The organism is Paracoccus methylarcula (genome assembly GCF_003007735.2).
GTDB classification, from domain to species: domain Bacteria; phylum Pseudomonadota; class Alphaproteobacteria; order Rhodobacterales; family Rhodobacteraceae; genus Paracoccus; species Paracoccus methylarcula.
This window is the reverse complement of record NZ_PXNQ02000004.1, coordinates 76,835-90,483: the sequence shown is the minus strand read 5'-3', so window position 1 is coordinate 90,483 and position 13,649 is coordinate 76,835. Positions and strand designations below refer to the sequence as shown.

Genomic DNA, 13,649 nt, shown 5'->3' with positions numbered 1-13,649 from the left:
CACAGCCTGTCAGACCGTATCCAGATACAGCTCGACCGTCTCTTCGTCGGTCAGTTCCGCCATGTAATGCAGTTCCTGCCGCTTGGTCATCAGATAATTGTCGATCAGGTGCTCCGGGAAAATACGCCGGATTTCGGGGCATTTGTCGAAGGCCTCGATCGCTGATCCCCAATCCCCGGGAAGCTGGTCCAGCTTCTTGTCATAGGCATTTCCCTTGAACGGTGCGGGCGGCTCCAGCCTGTCCTCGATCCCGTCCAGGGCCGCGCCAAGAATCGCGGCGACGGTCAGGTAAGGGTTCACATCGCCCCCCGCCACCCGATGCTCGATCCGGCGGGCCTTGGGGGATGAGGACGGGATGCGGATCGCCGCGGTGCGGTTCTCATAGGCCCACCCGATCCCGGTGGGCGCATGGGCGTTCGGCACCAGCCGGTCATAGGAATTCTCGTGCGGAGCGAACAGCAGGGTCGAGCCGGGCATGGCACGCAGGCATCCGGCGACGGCATGGCGTAACTGCTCGGTTCCCTCTTCGCCGCCATTGTCGAAGATGTTCCGCCCATCCTCGGTCAGGATCGAGAAATGCATATGCATCCCGTTGCCCGGCCACGCGTCATAGGGCTTGGCCATGAAGCTGGCGGCGAAACCATAGGACCGTGCCACCCCCTTCACCAGCATCTTGAACAACCAGGTATCATCCGCCGCCTTCATCGGATCGGCCTGATGCATCAGGTTGATCTCGAATTGCCCCGGCCCGGCTTCGGAAATCGAGGTGTCGGCGGGGATATCCATCATCTCGCAGGCGTCGTAGAGACTGGTAAAAAACTGGTCGAAGGCGTCCAGCGCCCGCAGGCTGAGCACTTCCCCGCCCGTCCGCCGCTTGCCCGAACGGGGACTGGGCGCGACACGCAACTGCCTGCCGGAATCGTCGATCAGGAAGAACTCCAGTTCGGTCGCCACCACTGGCACCAGCCCTGCGTCCTTGTAGCGGGCCACGACGCGGGCCAGCGCCTGCCTCGGGTCACCGTCATAGGGGCTTCCATCGGGATGGAACATCCACAGCGGCAAAAGCGCGGTCGGCGCGTCCAGCCAGGGCATCGGCAGGAAGCCCCGCTCGGTCGGCAGGAGCAACCCGTCAGGATCGCCGGATTCGAAAACCAGCGGGCTGTCGTCGATATCCTCGCCCCATATATCGAGATTCAGGACCGAATAGGGAAACTTGGTCCCCTCATCCATCAGCTTCTGGGCGAAACGGGCAGGCATCCTCTTGCCGCGCGCCACGCCGTTCAGATCGGCAGCAGCGACGCGGATGGTCTTGACGTCGGGATGCTGTCTCAGCCATTCCATGAAGCTATCTCACGATTTGCGGGCGATATTTCAGCCGCTTCGCGGCCCCCGGCAGATGCCGGTTCAACCGCCGGTTCGCGATGCCGAACAGCCCGATCAGGATCAATGTGCAGATAATGAAGTAACCCGCGACGATTGGATAGGCCACAAAGGGATTGAAGGTCTTGTCGGCGAAATAGCTCGCATAATAGAGGCTGTCGCCCTTTTGCTGAAAGGCGGGAAAACCGGAAAAGAACACCAGCGTCGTGGCGTGGAACAGGAAAATCGCCTCATTGGTGTAAGAGGGCCATGCCAACCGCATCATCGTGGGCCAGACCACCCGGCGGAACCTGTGCCAGCCGGTCAGGCCATAGGCGTCGGCGGCCTCGATATCGCCCTTGGGCACCGACATGAGCGCACCGTGGAATATCTGCGCGGAATAGGCTGTCGTGTTCAGGATCAGCACGATCAGCGCCCCCGCCCATGCCCTGGTCAGCCAGCTTGTCTCGATGGTGATGCCGAGAACCTCGATCCCTGCGCGGGGCAGCATGACCAGCGCCTCGTAGGCGAGGAAGAACTGGATGAAGAGCGGACTGCCCCGAAACAGGAAGATGAACCAGTCGGCGGGTTTGCGCAGCCAGCGGCTTGGGCTGGTCTTGGCCACCGCCAGCCCATTGGCAAGGAAGAAGCCGACCAGCAGCGCGAGAAAGGCGAAATAGAGGTTCCAGATCAGCCCCGAGCCGATCAGCGTGAATTGCTGGCACAGGGTGAAATCGCTGCGCGGCAGCAACCGCTCGCCCATCCCGATAGAGCGCAGGGCGTAATCGCTGATCGTCTGGACACAGCTCATGCAGCCCCCTTGCGCAGCGCTTCGCCGCCCATGGTCGCCTGTCCCGCCGAGAGGCGGCGCGTCAGACGGGCGAGGATCTTCTCGGATCCCCAGGTCATGGCCAGGTAGAAGACAAGGATGCCAAGGAAGTAATACAGCCGCCAATCCGGATGCGGATAGGCGAAGGCACTGGTCTTGGCCCCGCCCAGTTCCCGCGCCCAATAGACGATATCCTCGATCCCCAGCAGGAACAGAAGCGGCGTCGCCTTGATCAGGATCATCCACAGGTTGGACAGGCCGGGAATCGCATAGCTCCACATCTGCGGAATCAGGATTCGGCGGTTCACCTGACGCTGGCTCATGCCATAGGCTTCGGCGGTTTCAAGCTGCGCACGCGGCACCGCCTGCATCGCGCCATAAAGCACATTCGCGGCGAAGGCCCCGAAGACAATCGAAAAAGCGATCACGGCCAGAATGAAGCCATAGGTCTGGTGCACCCATTCAGGGCTGGTCGATAGCGGCAGCTTGGCCGCCGCGCAGACGACGAAATCATTGCCTTGCCGCACCGGGGCGTCGGTATCGCAAAGCATTTGGTGGCGCGTCCATTCAAGGGCCTGGTCCAGCGCGATCGGTACGAAGAGGAAAAAGATGATATCCGGCACGCCCCGCACCATCGAAGTGTAGAGCTTGCCGAACCACCTGACCGGCAGAAGGCGCGACCGCGACGCCATCGCCCCGCCGAAACCGAACAAGAGCGCGATGGGTGCAGTGACGGCCAGCAGCAGAAGCACGACTCCGAAACTGGCATAGAACAGCATGTGCTTGCCCGTGGTCAGGTAGCACATCAGCCATGACAGCCCCTGAAGCGAGGCAGGATCGGCACATTGCGAGATCATGAGCGGCACCGTCATGCCGCCACCGACCGGAATCGGAGGCGGCGTTTCATGTCATTCGAAAAGCGGGGCGTCTTCGCCGAACCACTTCGCGATCATCTCGTTGATGGTACCATCCTCTTTCATTTCCCCGATGACAGCGTCCAGCTTTTCCTTCAATTCGGTGTCCGATTGGCGCAGACCGACGCCAATCCCGCCGCCCAAGGGCACGTCATCACCGATCCAGACCATTTCGCCACCCGATTCCTCGACCACGGGCACAAGGAAGTCCTTGTCGGCAAAGACCGCGTCCGCCTCGCCATTGCGAACGGCGGCAACGGTCTCGTCCGGGGTGGCATATTCCAGCAAGGTCGCCCCGCTTTCAGCCACATGGCTGGCCTGGATCGTCCCGGTCTGGGCGGCGACCACGCCACCCTCGATATCGGCATCCTCCGACAATGCGGCATAGGCCGAGGCCGCTGGCGGGATGTAGTTCTGGGTAAAGGCGATGACCTCCTCGCGCTCGGGCGTGATGCTCATCCCGGCCAGGATCGCGTCGTAATTGCCCGAAACGAGGTTCGGGATGATCGAATCCCAGTCATTCTTGACCCAGGTGCAGTCCAGCTCGGCACGCTTGCACAGCTCATCGCCGAGCTCACGCTCGTAGCCGTCCACCTCGCCTGCATCATTGACGAAGTTATACGGAGGATAGGCCCCCTCGGTGCCAAGGCGAACGGTCTCGCCCATGCCCATCCCGGCGCTCATGGCCAGAGCGGTTGCGGCAAGGATCAGTTTTTTCATTTTATACTCTCCTGTTGGACAAGATCAGGCCACCATCGTGGCACTGAGAAACTGGCGCAGCCGCTCGGTTTGCGGAGCGCCGAAAAGCCGGTCGGGCGGGCCTTCCTCGCAGATGAGACCTTCATGCAGGAAAACGACGTGATCACTGACATCTGCGGCAAGGCGCATGTCATGCGTGACGATGATCATGGTGCGATGCTCTGCCGCGAGGTCCTTGATGACACGCACGACCTCCTGCTGCAGTTCCGGGTCGAGCGCGCTGGTCGGCTCGTCGAACAGCAATGCCCGCGGTTCCATGCACAATGCCCGCGCGATCGCCGCCCGTTGCTGCTGCCCACCCGAAAGCTGGGCGGGCCAGGCCTCGGCCTTGTCGCCGATACCCACCTTGGCCAGAAGCGCCCGCGCCCGTTCCTCGACTTCGGTGCGCTTTTCGCCCAGCACGGTCAGCGGGGCTTCCATGACATTCTGCAGGATCGTCATGTGGGACCACAGGTTGAACTGCTGGAACACCATCGACAGGTTGGTGCGGAAACGCGTCACCTGCGCCCGGTCGGCGGGCACACGCTCTTGCCCCTGCTTCTTCCAATGAACGGCCTCGCCATCGAAGAGAATCTCGCCCTGCTGGCTGTTTTCCAGCAGGTTGCAACAGCGCAGAAGCGTCGATTTCCCAGAACCGGAGGATCCGATCAGGCTGACAACATGGCCGCGCGGAGCGGTCATCGAGACCCCCTTGAGAACCTCCAGTTGACCATAGGCCTTGTGCAGCCCGGTTATCTGGATAACGGGGGGTGTATCTTCGGGCATCTTGTCGTTCCGGCTTTCCATCCGCGTATTGGGCGACAATTACGCGGCGATTGCAACAGGTTCGAGCATGCGCCGTCGTTCAGGCGATCTCGATCGAGTATTTCTCGATCACCATGTTGGCCAACAGACCTTCACACATTTTCGCCACCTCCGCACGGGCGGCTTCCGGATCGGTCGCATCCAGGTCCAGCTCGATCAGCTTGCCCTGGCGCACGCCCGTCACGCCCCTGTGCCCCAATCCGCCAAGCGCATGGCGGATCGCCTCTCCCTGTGGATCGAGAACGCCGTCCTTGAGCATGATGGTGATACGGGCTTTCATGGGGCTTTCCCTCTTAGTTGATCGCGGTCGGTTTCAGGCTGGTCGTGTTCGCGGGCATGAGGCCGAAACGGCGGGCGACCTCGGTATAGGCGTCGGTCAGATCGCCCAGATCGCGGCGGAACACATCCTTGTCCAGCTTTTGCCCGGTCTTCAGGTCCCACAGGCGGCAGGAATCGGGGCTGATTTCATCGGCAACGATCAACCGCATGAAATCATTGTCCCATATCCGGCCGATCTCGATCTTGAAATCGATCAGCTTGATGCCGACACCGAAGAACACGCCCGAGAGGAAATCATTCACCCGCAAGGCAAGGCTGACGATATCGTCAAGATCCTGTTGACTGGCCCAACCGAAGGCGATGACATATTCCTCGGACACCATCGGATCGCCCAGATCGTCATTCTTGAAGCTGTATTCGACGATCGGGCGCGGCAATTGCGTGCCCTCCTCCAGCCCAAGGCGCTTGGACAGCGAGCCGGCGGCGAAATTGCGCACGATCACCTCAAGCGGGATGATCTCGACCTGGCGGATCAATTGCTCGCGCATGTTGATGCGGCGGATAAAGTGATTGGGCACGCCGATATTCGTGAGCCCTTGCATGAAGAATTCGGACAGGCGGTTGTTGAGCACGCCCTTGCCCTCGATCACCGCCTTTTTCTGGGCATTGAAGGCCGTCGCGTCGTCCTTGAAATATTGCACCAGCGTGCCCGGCTCGGTGCCTTCGTAAAGGATCTTCGCCTTGCCTTCGTAGATTTTCTTGCGCCGCGGAGCCATGAGGGGGCCATCCTTTCGCATCTGACTGCCCGCCCTTAGCGCAGAACAGGGTCGGGGGGCAATAAGGCTTGCGGCGCGGCTCCGCAATGGGCATACCGGGATCCGACCGCTAATCAGGAGGCCAAGCATGACCACCTTTGACGACCGCGAGCGTTCATATGAGGCGAAATTCGCCCATGACGCCGATCTGCGCTTCAAGGCCGAGGCGCGCCGCAATCGCCTGCTGGGCGAATGGGCGGCCGAATTACTGGGGAAATCGGGCGATGAAGCAAGAAGTTATGCGCTGACCGTCGTTTCGTCGGATTTCGAAGAGCCCGGTGATGACGACGTGTTCCGCAAGCTGGCCGGCGACCTGGAAGGCCGCGCCGACGCCGCCACGATCCGCGCCAAGATGGCGGAAATGTTGGAAGAGGCCAAGCGGCAGGTGATCGGCGAGACAAGCTAGACCCGAAACGCTCTGCAACGGAATCAGGGGGCTTCGGCCCCCTTTTTTCGCAACGGACACGCATGGGGCGTATGCGGGCCACATATCCGTGATACGCTGCGAACGACTCGCCCCATTGCCGTGATGGGCCGCATCCCGCTTCTTCCTTGTCCAAATACCTCGGGGTCCGGGGTGGAACCCCGGTCATCGCGGGACGCGAATCACACCATGCCCTCAGGCCCGCGCCGTTGCCGCCGCCTCTGCGCGCATATACATCCGGGCCATGGTCGCCCCCCGGGCCGCGTTCAGGATCATCAGCGCCGCCCAGAGCCCGTGATTACCCATCAGCGGCGGCAATATCAGGATCGCCGCGACATAGACCGCCACCGCCTGCAGCATCGCGAGGCGCATCTCGCGCGTCAGGGTGGCTCCGATGAAGATGCCATCATACATCCAGCTGGCAACGCCGATCAGCGGCGCGAAGCCCATCCAGACCAGGTATTGACGCGCCTCTGCCCGGACCTCGGGCGCAGTGGTCAGCAGGTCGATGATCGCCCCGCCGCCGAACCAGAAGACCAGCCCCAGGACGATCGCGCCCCCAACGCCCCATTGCGATGTCACGATAGAGGCGCGGCGTACCTTCTCGGGCCGGTAGGCCCCGACGGCCTGCCCGACAAGGCTTTCGGCGGCGAATGCGAAACCGTCCAGAGCGAAGGCGGTAATCGCCAGGAACTGCACCAGCACCTGGTTGGCCGCCAGGGTCACATCGCCCTGCGCCGCCCCGAGAAACAGGAAGCTGGTGAAGCTCGCCTGCAGCAGCACCGAGCGGATCATGATATCACCATTCACCCGCAAGAGCCGGTTCAGCTTGTCCCGCGCGAACAGCGTGGCGGCATTGCGGGCGGCAGTTATGGCGGCGCGCAGGGCATGGCGGGCAAGCCACAGGCCCAGCATCAGCCCGGCCCATTCCGCGATCAATGTCGCCCAAGCGACTCCGGTCACGCCCATGCCGATGCCCAGCACGAACCAGACATCCAGCCCCACGTTCAACCCGTTCTGCAACACCTGCAGCGCCAGCACCGCCCGCGTCCGCTCGATGGCGATCAGCCAGCCGGTGATGGCGTAAAGGCCGATGGTGGCGGGCGCCCCCCAGATACGGATGGCCAGGTAATCGCGCGCCAGCGATTCGACCTCGCCCGATGCCGGCGCCAGCCGGAACGCCGCCCAGAAGATGGGCAGTTGCAACAGGATCAGGACCAGCCCCGCGATCCCCGCAATGGTTAGCGCCCGCAGCAGATGGGCCCCCACCTGCGCACCGTCGCCCGCCCCGTGGCTTTGCGCCACCAGCCCCGAGGTCCCCATGCGCAGGAAACCGAAGATCCAGTAGATCGAGGTCAGGATCACCGCGCCGATCCCGACCGCGCCGATCGGCTCGGCCCGGCCAAGCTGGCCCACGACCCCGGTATCGACCAGCCCCAGAAGCGGCACGGTCACGTTCGACAGGACGATGGGCAGGGCGATATTCAGCACCCGCCGGTGGGTGATCTCCATCCGATCACCCCTGCGGCATCAGGAAATGCGCCGTTGCCTGGGCGATCAGCTTGGCGCGGTTGTCCTGCCATGCCTCGACCTGGACCGAGGCGTAGCGCCGCCCCGAGCGCACCACATTGGCGCGGGCATAGGCGTCGCGGGGCAGGCCGCTGCGCAGGTAATCGACGGTGAAATCGATGGTCTTGGGCAGGCGCGGCAGGCTTTCGGGCATGGCCGCATCGGGGGCGATACGGCCCGATTCGAGATCCTCCCACATCGCCGCCCATGCCAATTCGACAATCGCGGTCATCTCCAAGAAGGCCGCAGTCACGCCACCATGCAACGCCGGAAGCTGCGGGTTGCCGATCAGCTTTCGGTCAAAGGGCAGGACGGCGGTCAACTCATCCCCCCGCCGGTCGAACCTGATACCCAGCCAATTCATATAGGGAACGCCCGAGACCAGCGCGTTCAGCGCCGAATCGCGGCGGGTCTTGATCTGGTCCAGCGGCTCGTTGCGATCCATTGGCCTGCCCCTATCGTTCCGCCGTGAAGGCGCCGGTCGCGGTGGCAACCGGATTGCTTGCGTCATCATCGTCCAGCGCCACGGCCCGCATGAATGCCACGCTGCGGGTCATGTGATAGACCTCGGCCCGCGCAGTGATCCGCTGGCCCGGCTTGGCCGCGCGCATATAGTCGATGCGCAGATCGATGGTCGCGGTCGAGCGCGGTTGGCTGGAATGCGCCATGACCGCTGCACCGCAACAGGTATCCATCAGCGCCGAGACGACCCCGCCATGGATGACCCCGCTGCGCGGATCGCCGACCAGGTGTTCATCCCACGGCATCGAGATCACCGCGCGGCCGTCTCCGATCTCGTCCACTTGCATCCGCAACGCGCTGGCATGGGGAATCGATTCGATGAATGCCTGGGCGATTCGGGCGTGATTGTCGTCCTGCGTGGCGTCCTTCGCGTCATCGCCCATCTGTCCGGTCTCCTCAAATCTGCCCATGGCTTAGCCGGGGCAACCATGCCTGCTCAAGTCCCGTTCACCGCTATCCGCGCCTTTCGGTTGAGAAGCAACCTGCGTCAGGATAGCCTTTCAGGCAAGCGGATGCTGGGAGAGGCGGATGACGGACGATCAGGTAATCGGTTTCAAGGAGATGTGCGCGAAGTTCGACGTGACGCCCCGAACCCTGCGTTACTACGAGTATATCGAACTGCTGCAGCCACGTAAGGAAGGGCGTTCCCGCTTTTACGGCCCGCGCGAGGCTGCGCGCATGACGCTGATCCTGCGCGGCCGGCGTTTCGGTTTCTCGCTGGAAGAGATTCGCCAATGGTTGCTGATCTATGAACAAAAGGGCAGCCGCGAACAGTTGCAGGTCTGGCTGGAGCTTGCCGACCGGCAGCTTGGGGTCCTTGCCGGGCAGATCGAGGAATTGCAGGCGGCCCGCGCCGATCTGCAGGATCTGCGCGACACGGCCGCCGATGAATTGAAGGGGCTCGATTGACCTGCCCCATCCGGCCTTGCGGCCGGGTCTGGTCCGCCTGTCGGTTGTGACGCAGCGTTTCGATTACGTTCGCGTCAACTTTTGGCTATGTATGCTGCCAAGGACGACAGACGGTGAATGAGGAGGAACCGCGATCCATGTCCGACGAGCTGATGACGATCCGCCAGATGTGCGACAGCTTCGGCGTCACCCCCCGCACCCTGCGCTTCTACGAGGCGCGGGAACTGATCTTTCCCCAACGTCGCGGCCAGCACCGGCTGTATGACCGCCGGGACAGGGCGCGGCTGACACTGATCCTGCGCGGCAAGCGCTTTGGCTTCAGCCTCGAACAGATCCGCCAATTGCTCGAACTCTACGAGCCGGGCGGCCGGAACGAGACGCAGATCGCCGCCACCATCCAGGTGGCGCGGGAACGTCTGGAAGACATGGAACGTCAATATTCGGAACTCAGCGAGGCGATTGCCGAACTGCAGACGCAGATCGGCGATGCCGAAAGCCGCCTGTCCACCGCAACCCGAAGCAAGCGTTCAGGATAAACCATGCCGATCTATACCCCCCCGATCCGCGACATGCAGTTCGCCCTCCACGACGTGCTGAAGCTGTCGCAATCCGGCCTGCCCGGCCATGATGAACTCGACCGCGATTTCACCGAGGCCGTGCTGGACGCCGCGGGCAAGCTGGCCTCCGAGGTGCTGGCACCGCTGAACACGGTCGGCGACCGGCAGGGCTGCACGTTGGAAAACGGCGTGGTGCGCACACCCGAAGGCTTCGACAAGGCATTCGAGGCGATGAAGGAAGGCGGCTGGCCCGGGCTGGACTGCGATCCCGAATATGGCGGACAGGGCATGCCCTATACGCTCGGCGTCGCCACGGGCGAGATGTTCGTCTCGGCCAACATGGCCTTCAACATGTATCAGGGCCTGACCCATGGCGCCTATTCCGCCATCCACGCCCATGGCACCGACGAACAGAAGCAGACCTACCTGCCGAAAATGGTGAGTTGCGACTGGACCGGCACAATGAACCTGACCGAGCCGCATTGCGGCACCGATCTGGGCATGCTGCGGACCAGGGCGGAACCGCAGGAGGATGGCAGTTACCTGATCACCGGCCAGAAGATCTTCATCTCGGCAGGCGATCACGACCTGTCGGAAAACGTCATCCACCTGGTGCTGGCCAAGGCTCCGGGCGGGGGCGAGGGCACCAAGGGCATCTCGCTTTTCATCGTGCCGAAACTCCTGGTGAACGAGGACGGCTCACCGGGCGAACGGAACGCGGTCTCGGTCGGCAATCTCGAAGAGAAGATGGGCATCCACGGCAATTCGACCTGCGTGATGAATTACGACGGTGCCAGGGGCTGGCTGCTGGGCGAGTTGCACAAGGGTATGCGCGCCATGTTCACCATGATGAACGAAGCCCGCATGGGTGTCGGGCTGCAGGGCTATGCCTGCGCGGTGCCCGCCTATCAGAACGCCGTCGAATATGCCCGCGAACGGCTGCAGGGCCGTGCCGTGACCGGGGCCGAGAACCCCTCGGGCCCCGCCGATCCGCTCATCGTGCATCCCGATATCCGGCGCAGCCTGATGGACCAGAAATCCTTCCTCGAAGGCGCAAGGATGCTGGCGCTGTGGGGCGCGCATATGATCGATCGCGGTCACCAGGGCGATGCCGAGGCCGAAGGGCTGATCTCGCTGCTGACGCCGGTCATCAAGGGCTTCCTGACCGACAAGGGCTTCGAATCGGCGGTGCTGGCGCAACAGGTCTATGGCGGGCACGGCTATATCGAGGAGCAGGGCATGAGCCAGTTCGTCCGCGATGCCCGCATCACCATGATCTACGAGGGTGCGAATGGCGTGCAGGCGCTGGACCTTGTCGGCCGCAAGCTGGCGCAGGACGGCGGCAAGCATGTCATGGGCTTCTTCGAGATGGTAAAATCCTTCTGCAAGGAGCATGGTGGGAACGAAGCCCTCGCCGGTGATTTCGTCGAGCCGTTGAAAGCCGCCTCGAAGGATCTGCAGACAGCCGGCATGTTCTTCATGGAACGCGGCATGAAGAACCCGAATGACGCCCTGTCGGGCTCCTATGACTTCATGCATCTCTTCGGGCATGTCACGCTTGGCTTCATGTGGGCGCAGATGGCGGTGGCCGCACAGACCGCCCTGGGCGCGGGTGATGGCGACAAGGAATATCTCGAGACGAAGCTCGCCACCGGCCGCTACTACATGAAGCGTCAACTGCCGATGACCGCCACGCACTTGGCCCGCATCCAGTCCGGCGCCGATCCGGTGATGGCCCTTGATGCGGAAGCATTCTGAAGCGGTGGCAAAGATGGGCAAGGCCGGAACAGGTATTTGTGCAAAGAAGAAGCACAAGGCTGCGTCCCGGCCTCTCCCGCCTCACGACGGGTCGGGCGTTATCGGCCCACAGACCGGGACGACTTCTCCTTTGGCGGTCATCGGCTCCTCAGCCTGTACCGCACCGGGGACTCTGACATGAAAGCGTTGCATTAACCTTAACACGCCCCCTTCTTCTTTGTGCAAATACCTTGCGGGGGTCCGGGGGCGCAAAGCCCCCGGCATCTAGGAGGAAAGAGATGACCGCCCAACTCTGGTGCTTTGGCGAATCCGGCAATGCCTACAAGGCGGCGCTGACCATGGAGCTGGCGGGTTACGACTGGTCGCCCGTCTATGTCGATTTCTTCAACGGCGAGGCGCGCAGCCCCGGGTTCCGGGAGATCAACGAGATGGGCGAGGTGCCGGTCTTTCGCAAGGGCGAATTGACCCTGACGCAATCGGCGGTGATCCAGCTTCATATCGCCGAGCGGACCGGGAAATTCCTCGGATCCGATCGCAACGAGACGCTGCGTTGGCTGATGTTCGACAATCACAAGCTGTCGGGACAGGCCGGTGCGACGCGCTTCCTGATGAATTTCCTGCCCGAGGAAAAGCGCCCGCAGGAAGCCATCGCCTTTCTGCAGGGACGCCTGAAAGCCACCTACAAGGTGCTGGACGATCACCTGGCAGGGCGGGACTGGGTGGCGGACAGCAGCCCCACCATCGCCGATTTCGCCTGCTGCGGCTACCTGTTCTATCCCGAGCCCTTCGGTTTCGATCGCAAGGACTGGCCGCATATCGACCGATGGCTGGACGCTATCAGCGCCCTGCCCGGCTGGAAACATCCCTATGACCTGATGCCCGGCAACCCCTCGGACCGGGCTTGACCGAACACCACAGGAGGACGCATGTCTGAAGCCTATATCTACGACGCCGCGCGCACGCCGCGGGGCAAGGGCCGCCCGGATGGCAGCCTGCACGAAGTGACCTCGCTGGCATTGTCGGCGCGGCTGCTCAATGCCGTCAAGGAGCGCAACGGGCTGGAAGGCCATGCCGTCGAGGACGTGATCTGGGGGAATGTCACCCAGGTCAAGGAACAGGGCGGTTGCCTTGCACGCTCGGCGGTGCTGGCCTCGGATCTCGATGAGTCCATTCCCGGGCTCGCGATCAACCGTTTCTGCGCCAGCGGAATGGAGGCCGTGAACCTCGCCGCGAACCAGATCAGGGGAGGTGCGGGCCAGGGCTATATCGCCGGCGGTGTCGAGATGATGGGCGCGTGGCCATGGGCAGCGACGGCGCCGCGATCGCCGTCGATCCCAGCCTTGCGCTCAGGACCTATTTCGTGCCGCAGGGGATCAGCGCCGACATCATCGCCACGGAATACGGCTTCACCCGTGAAGAGGCCGATGCGCTGGCCGTCGAATCGCAGCGCCGGGCGGCCAAGGCATGGGAAGAGAACCGTTTCGCCAAGTCCATCGTGCCGGTCACCGACCAGAACGGGCTGACCATCCTGGAGCGCGACGAATACATGCGCCCCGGCACGACCACCGATGATCTGGCCAAGCTGAAGCCCAGCTTCAAGGAGATGGGCGAGTCCATGCCCGGCTTCGACAAGGTGGCGATGCTGAAATATCCGCATCTGTCGCATATCGAGCATATCCACCATGCCGGGAACAGCTCGGGCATCGTGGACGGGGCGGCGGCCGTGCTGCTGGGCAGCAAGGAATTCGGCGAGGCGCATGGTCTGAAACCCCGTGCACGCATCCGCGCGACCGCCAAGATCGGCACCGATCCGACGATCATGCTGACCGGACCGGTACCGGTCACCGAGAAGATCCTGAAGGATCACGGCATGTCGATCGGCGATATCGACCTGTTCGAGGTGAACGAGGCCTTCGCCGCGGTCGTGCTGCGCTTCTGCCAAGCCTTCCAGGTCGATCCCGGCAAGGTCAATGTCAATGGCGGTTCCATCGCCATGGGCCACCCGCTTGGCGCGACCGGCGCAATCATCATCGGCACATTGCTGGACGAGTTGGAACGGCAGGACAAGCAGATCGGGCTCGCGACGCTCTGCATCGCATCCGGCATGGGTGCCGCCACCATCATCGAGCGCGTGTAAGGGAGGGCATTCAG

Annotated in this window: 15 protein-coding genes and 1 pseudogene; 6 read left to right on the top strand and 10 right to left on the bottom strand. The window is 62.8% G+C overall.

Features of this window, described 5'->3' with window-relative positions; translation table 11 throughout:
* Positions 1 to 9: 9 nt before the first annotated feature.
* The 7 genes from A7A09_RS07830 to purC all read right to left on the bottom strand — a co-directional run bounded on the left by A7A09_RS07830 (position 10) and on the right by purC (position 5,720).
* Positions 10 to 1,341 carry a glutamine synthetase family protein gene (locus tag A7A09_RS07830; RefSeq protein WP_106690876.1) on the bottom strand — a complete coding sequence of 444 codons (1,332 nt, stop codon included), beginning with the start codon at positions 1,339 to 1,341 and terminating at the stop codon, positions 10 to 12.
* A gap of 4 nt (positions 1,342 to 1,345) precedes the next feature.
* Entirely contained in the window at positions 1,346 to 2,170 is an 825-nt protein-coding gene (locus A7A09_RS07825) for an ABC transporter permease (protein WP_106690875.1), read from the bottom strand.
* Positions 2,167 to 3,045, bottom strand: a complete 879-nt coding sequence (locus A7A09_RS07820; protein ID WP_106691057.1) for an ABC transporter permease — start codon at positions 3,043 to 3,045, stop codon at positions 2,167 to 2,169. Before A7A09_RS07820 ends, A7A09_RS07825 begins: the two co-directional genes overlap by 4 nt.
* A 51-nt stretch (positions 3,046 to 3,096) precedes the next feature.
* Positions 3,097 to 3,822, bottom strand: a complete 726-nt coding sequence (locus A7A09_RS07815; protein WP_106690874.1) for a transporter substrate-binding domain-containing protein — start codon at positions 3,820 to 3,822, stop codon at positions 3,097 to 3,099.
* Positions 3,823 to 3,846: 24 nt separating this feature from the next.
* Positions 3,847 to 4,626: an ABC transporter ATP-binding protein gene (locus A7A09_RS07810; RefSeq protein WP_211341069.1), complete on the bottom strand. Its 780-nt coding sequence runs from the start codon at positions 4,624 to 4,626 to the stop codon at positions 3,847 to 3,849.
* Between the two features lie 79 nt (positions 4,627 to 4,705).
* Complete coding sequence (purS, locus tag A7A09_RS07805; protein ID WP_106690872.1) at positions 4,706 to 4,945, bottom strand: phosphoribosylformylglycinamidine synthase subunit PurS; 240 nt, start codon at positions 4,943 to 4,945, stop codon at positions 4,706 to 4,708.
* A gap of 13 nt (positions 4,946 to 4,958) precedes the next feature.
* On the bottom strand, positions 4,959 to 5,720 hold the full coding sequence (gene purC / locus A7A09_RS07800) for a phosphoribosylaminoimidazolesuccinocarboxamide synthase (RefSeq protein WP_106690871.1): 762 nt from the start codon (positions 5,718 to 5,720) through the stop codon (positions 4,959 to 4,961).
* Between the two features lie 127 nt (positions 5,721 to 5,847).
* On the opposite strand from purC, the gene A7A09_RS07795 reads away from it, so the two are divergent.
* The gene (locus tag A7A09_RS07795) at positions 5,848 to 6,165 is read left to right on the top strand and encodes a DUF1476 domain-containing protein (protein WP_106690870.1); all 318 of its coding nucleotides are present in this window, start codon (positions 5,848 to 5,850) and stop codon (positions 6,163 to 6,165) included.
* Between the two features lie 213 nt (positions 6,166 to 6,378).
* Here the strand turns inward: A7A09_RS07795 and A7A09_RS07790 are convergent, their stop codons facing one another.
* From A7A09_RS07790 to A7A09_RS07780, 3 genes are read right to left on the bottom strand one after another with little or no spacing between them, the layout of a single operon-like run.
* On the bottom strand, positions 6,379 to 7,695 hold the full coding sequence (locus tag A7A09_RS07790) for an MATE family efflux transporter (protein WP_106690869.1): 1,317 nt from the start codon (positions 7,693 to 7,695) through the stop codon (positions 6,379 to 6,381).
* 4 nt (positions 7,696 to 7,699) lie between these two features.
* Complete coding sequence (locus A7A09_RS07785) at positions 7,700 to 8,197, bottom strand: PaaI family thioesterase (protein ID WP_106690868.1); 498 nt, start codon at positions 8,195 to 8,197, stop codon at positions 7,700 to 7,702.
* A gap of 10 nt (positions 8,198 to 8,207) precedes the next feature.
* On the bottom strand, positions 8,208 to 8,657 hold the full coding sequence (locus A7A09_RS07780; protein ID WP_106691056.1) for a PaaI family thioesterase: 450 nt from the start codon (positions 8,655 to 8,657) through the stop codon (positions 8,208 to 8,210).
* A 145-nt stretch (positions 8,658 to 8,802) separates the two neighbouring features.
* Here A7A09_RS07780 and A7A09_RS07775 point away from each other — a divergent pair, with 145 nt between their 5' ends.
* The 5 genes and pseudogenes from A7A09_RS07775 (at position 8,803) to A7A09_RS07755 (ending at position 13,635) form a co-directional block, all read left to right on the top strand.
* Positions 8,803 to 9,183 carry a MerR family transcriptional regulator gene (locus A7A09_RS07775; protein ID WP_106690867.1) on the top strand — a complete coding sequence of 127 codons (381 nt, stop codon included), beginning with the start codon at positions 8,803 to 8,805 and terminating at the stop codon, positions 9,181 to 9,183.
* Positions 9,184 to 9,320: 137 nt separating this feature from the next.
* On the top strand, positions 9,321 to 9,719 hold the full coding sequence (locus A7A09_RS07770) for a MerR family transcriptional regulator (protein WP_106690866.1): 399 nt from the start codon (positions 9,321 to 9,323) through the stop codon (positions 9,717 to 9,719).
* Positions 9,720 to 9,722: 3 nt separating this feature from the next.
* A complete protein-coding gene (locus A7A09_RS07765; RefSeq protein WP_106690865.1) occupies positions 9,723 to 11,498 on the top strand; it encodes an acyl-CoA dehydrogenase C-terminal domain-containing protein in 1,776 nt (591 codons plus the stop codon).
* Positions 11,499 to 11,776: 278 nt separating this feature from the next.
* Positions 11,777 to 12,403, top strand: coding sequence for a glutathione S-transferase family protein (locus A7A09_RS07760; RefSeq protein WP_106690864.1), 627 nt, complete (start codon positions 11,777 to 11,779; stop codon positions 12,401 to 12,403).
* A gap of 21 nt (positions 12,404 to 12,424) precedes the next feature.
* Positions 12,425 to 13,635 (top strand): annotated as a pseudogene (locus A7A09_RS07755) (acetyl-CoA C-acetyltransferase).
* Positions 13,636 to 13,649: the final 14 nt, after the last annotated feature.

What these genes read in the sequence shown, in the direction of transcription:
- A7A09_RS07825 (WP_106690875.1), bottom strand. Translation starts at nt 2,170, where the DNA reads ATGAGCTGTGTCCAGACGATCAGCGATTACGCCCTGCGCTCTATCGGG.
- A7A09_RS07830 (WP_106690876.1), bottom strand. Translation starts at nt 1,341, where the DNA reads ATGGAATGGCTGAGACAGCATCCCGACGTCAAGACCATCCGCGTCGCT.
- purC (WP_106690871.1), bottom strand. Translation starts at nt 5,720, where the DNA reads ATGGCTCCGCGGCGCAAGAAAATCTACGAAGGCAAGGCGAAGATCCTT.
- A7A09_RS07795 (WP_106690870.1), top strand. Translation starts at nt 5,848, where the DNA reads ATGACCACCTTTGACGACCGCGAGCGTTCATATGAGGCGAAATTCGCC.
- A7A09_RS07785 (WP_106690868.1), bottom strand. Translation starts at nt 8,197, where the DNA reads ATGGATCGCAACGAGCCGCTGGACCAGATCAAGACCCGCCGCGATTCG.
- A7A09_RS07775 (WP_106690867.1), top strand. Translation starts at nt 8,803, where the DNA reads ATGACGGACGATCAGGTAATCGGTTTCAAGGAGATGTGCGCGAAGTTC.
- A7A09_RS07810 (WP_211341069.1), bottom strand. Translation starts at nt 4,626, where the DNA reads ATGCCCGAAGATACACCCCCCGTTATCCAGATAACCGGGCTGCACAAG.
- A7A09_RS07790 (WP_106690869.1), bottom strand. Translation starts at nt 7,695, where the DNA reads ATGGAGATCACCCACCGGCGGGTGCTGAATATCGCCCTGCCCATCGTC.
- A7A09_RS07780 (WP_106691056.1), bottom strand. Translation starts at nt 8,657, where the DNA reads ATGGGCGATGACGCGAAGGACGCCACGCAGGACGACAATCACGCCCGA.
- purS (WP_106690872.1), bottom strand. Translation starts at nt 4,945, where the DNA reads ATGAAAGCCCGTATCACCATCATGCTCAAGGACGGCGTTCTCGATCCA.
- A7A09_RS07765 (WP_106690865.1), top strand. Translation starts at nt 9,723, where the DNA reads ATGCCGATCTATACCCCCCCGATCCGCGACATGCAGTTCGCCCTCCAC.
- A7A09_RS07760 (WP_106690864.1), top strand. Translation starts at nt 11,777, where the DNA reads ATGACCGCCCAACTCTGGTGCTTTGGCGAATCCGGCAATGCCTACAAG.
- A7A09_RS07770 (WP_106690866.1), top strand. Translation starts at nt 9,321, where the DNA reads ATGTCCGACGAGCTGATGACGATCCGCCAGATGTGCGACAGCTTCGGC.
- A7A09_RS07820 (WP_106691057.1), bottom strand. Translation starts at nt 3,045, where the DNA reads ATGATCTCGCAATGTGCCGATCCTGCCTCGCTTCAGGGGCTGTCATGG.
- A7A09_RS07815 (WP_106690874.1), bottom strand. Translation starts at nt 3,822, where the DNA reads ATGAAAAAACTGATCCTTGCCGCAACCGCTCTGGCCATGAGCGCCGGG.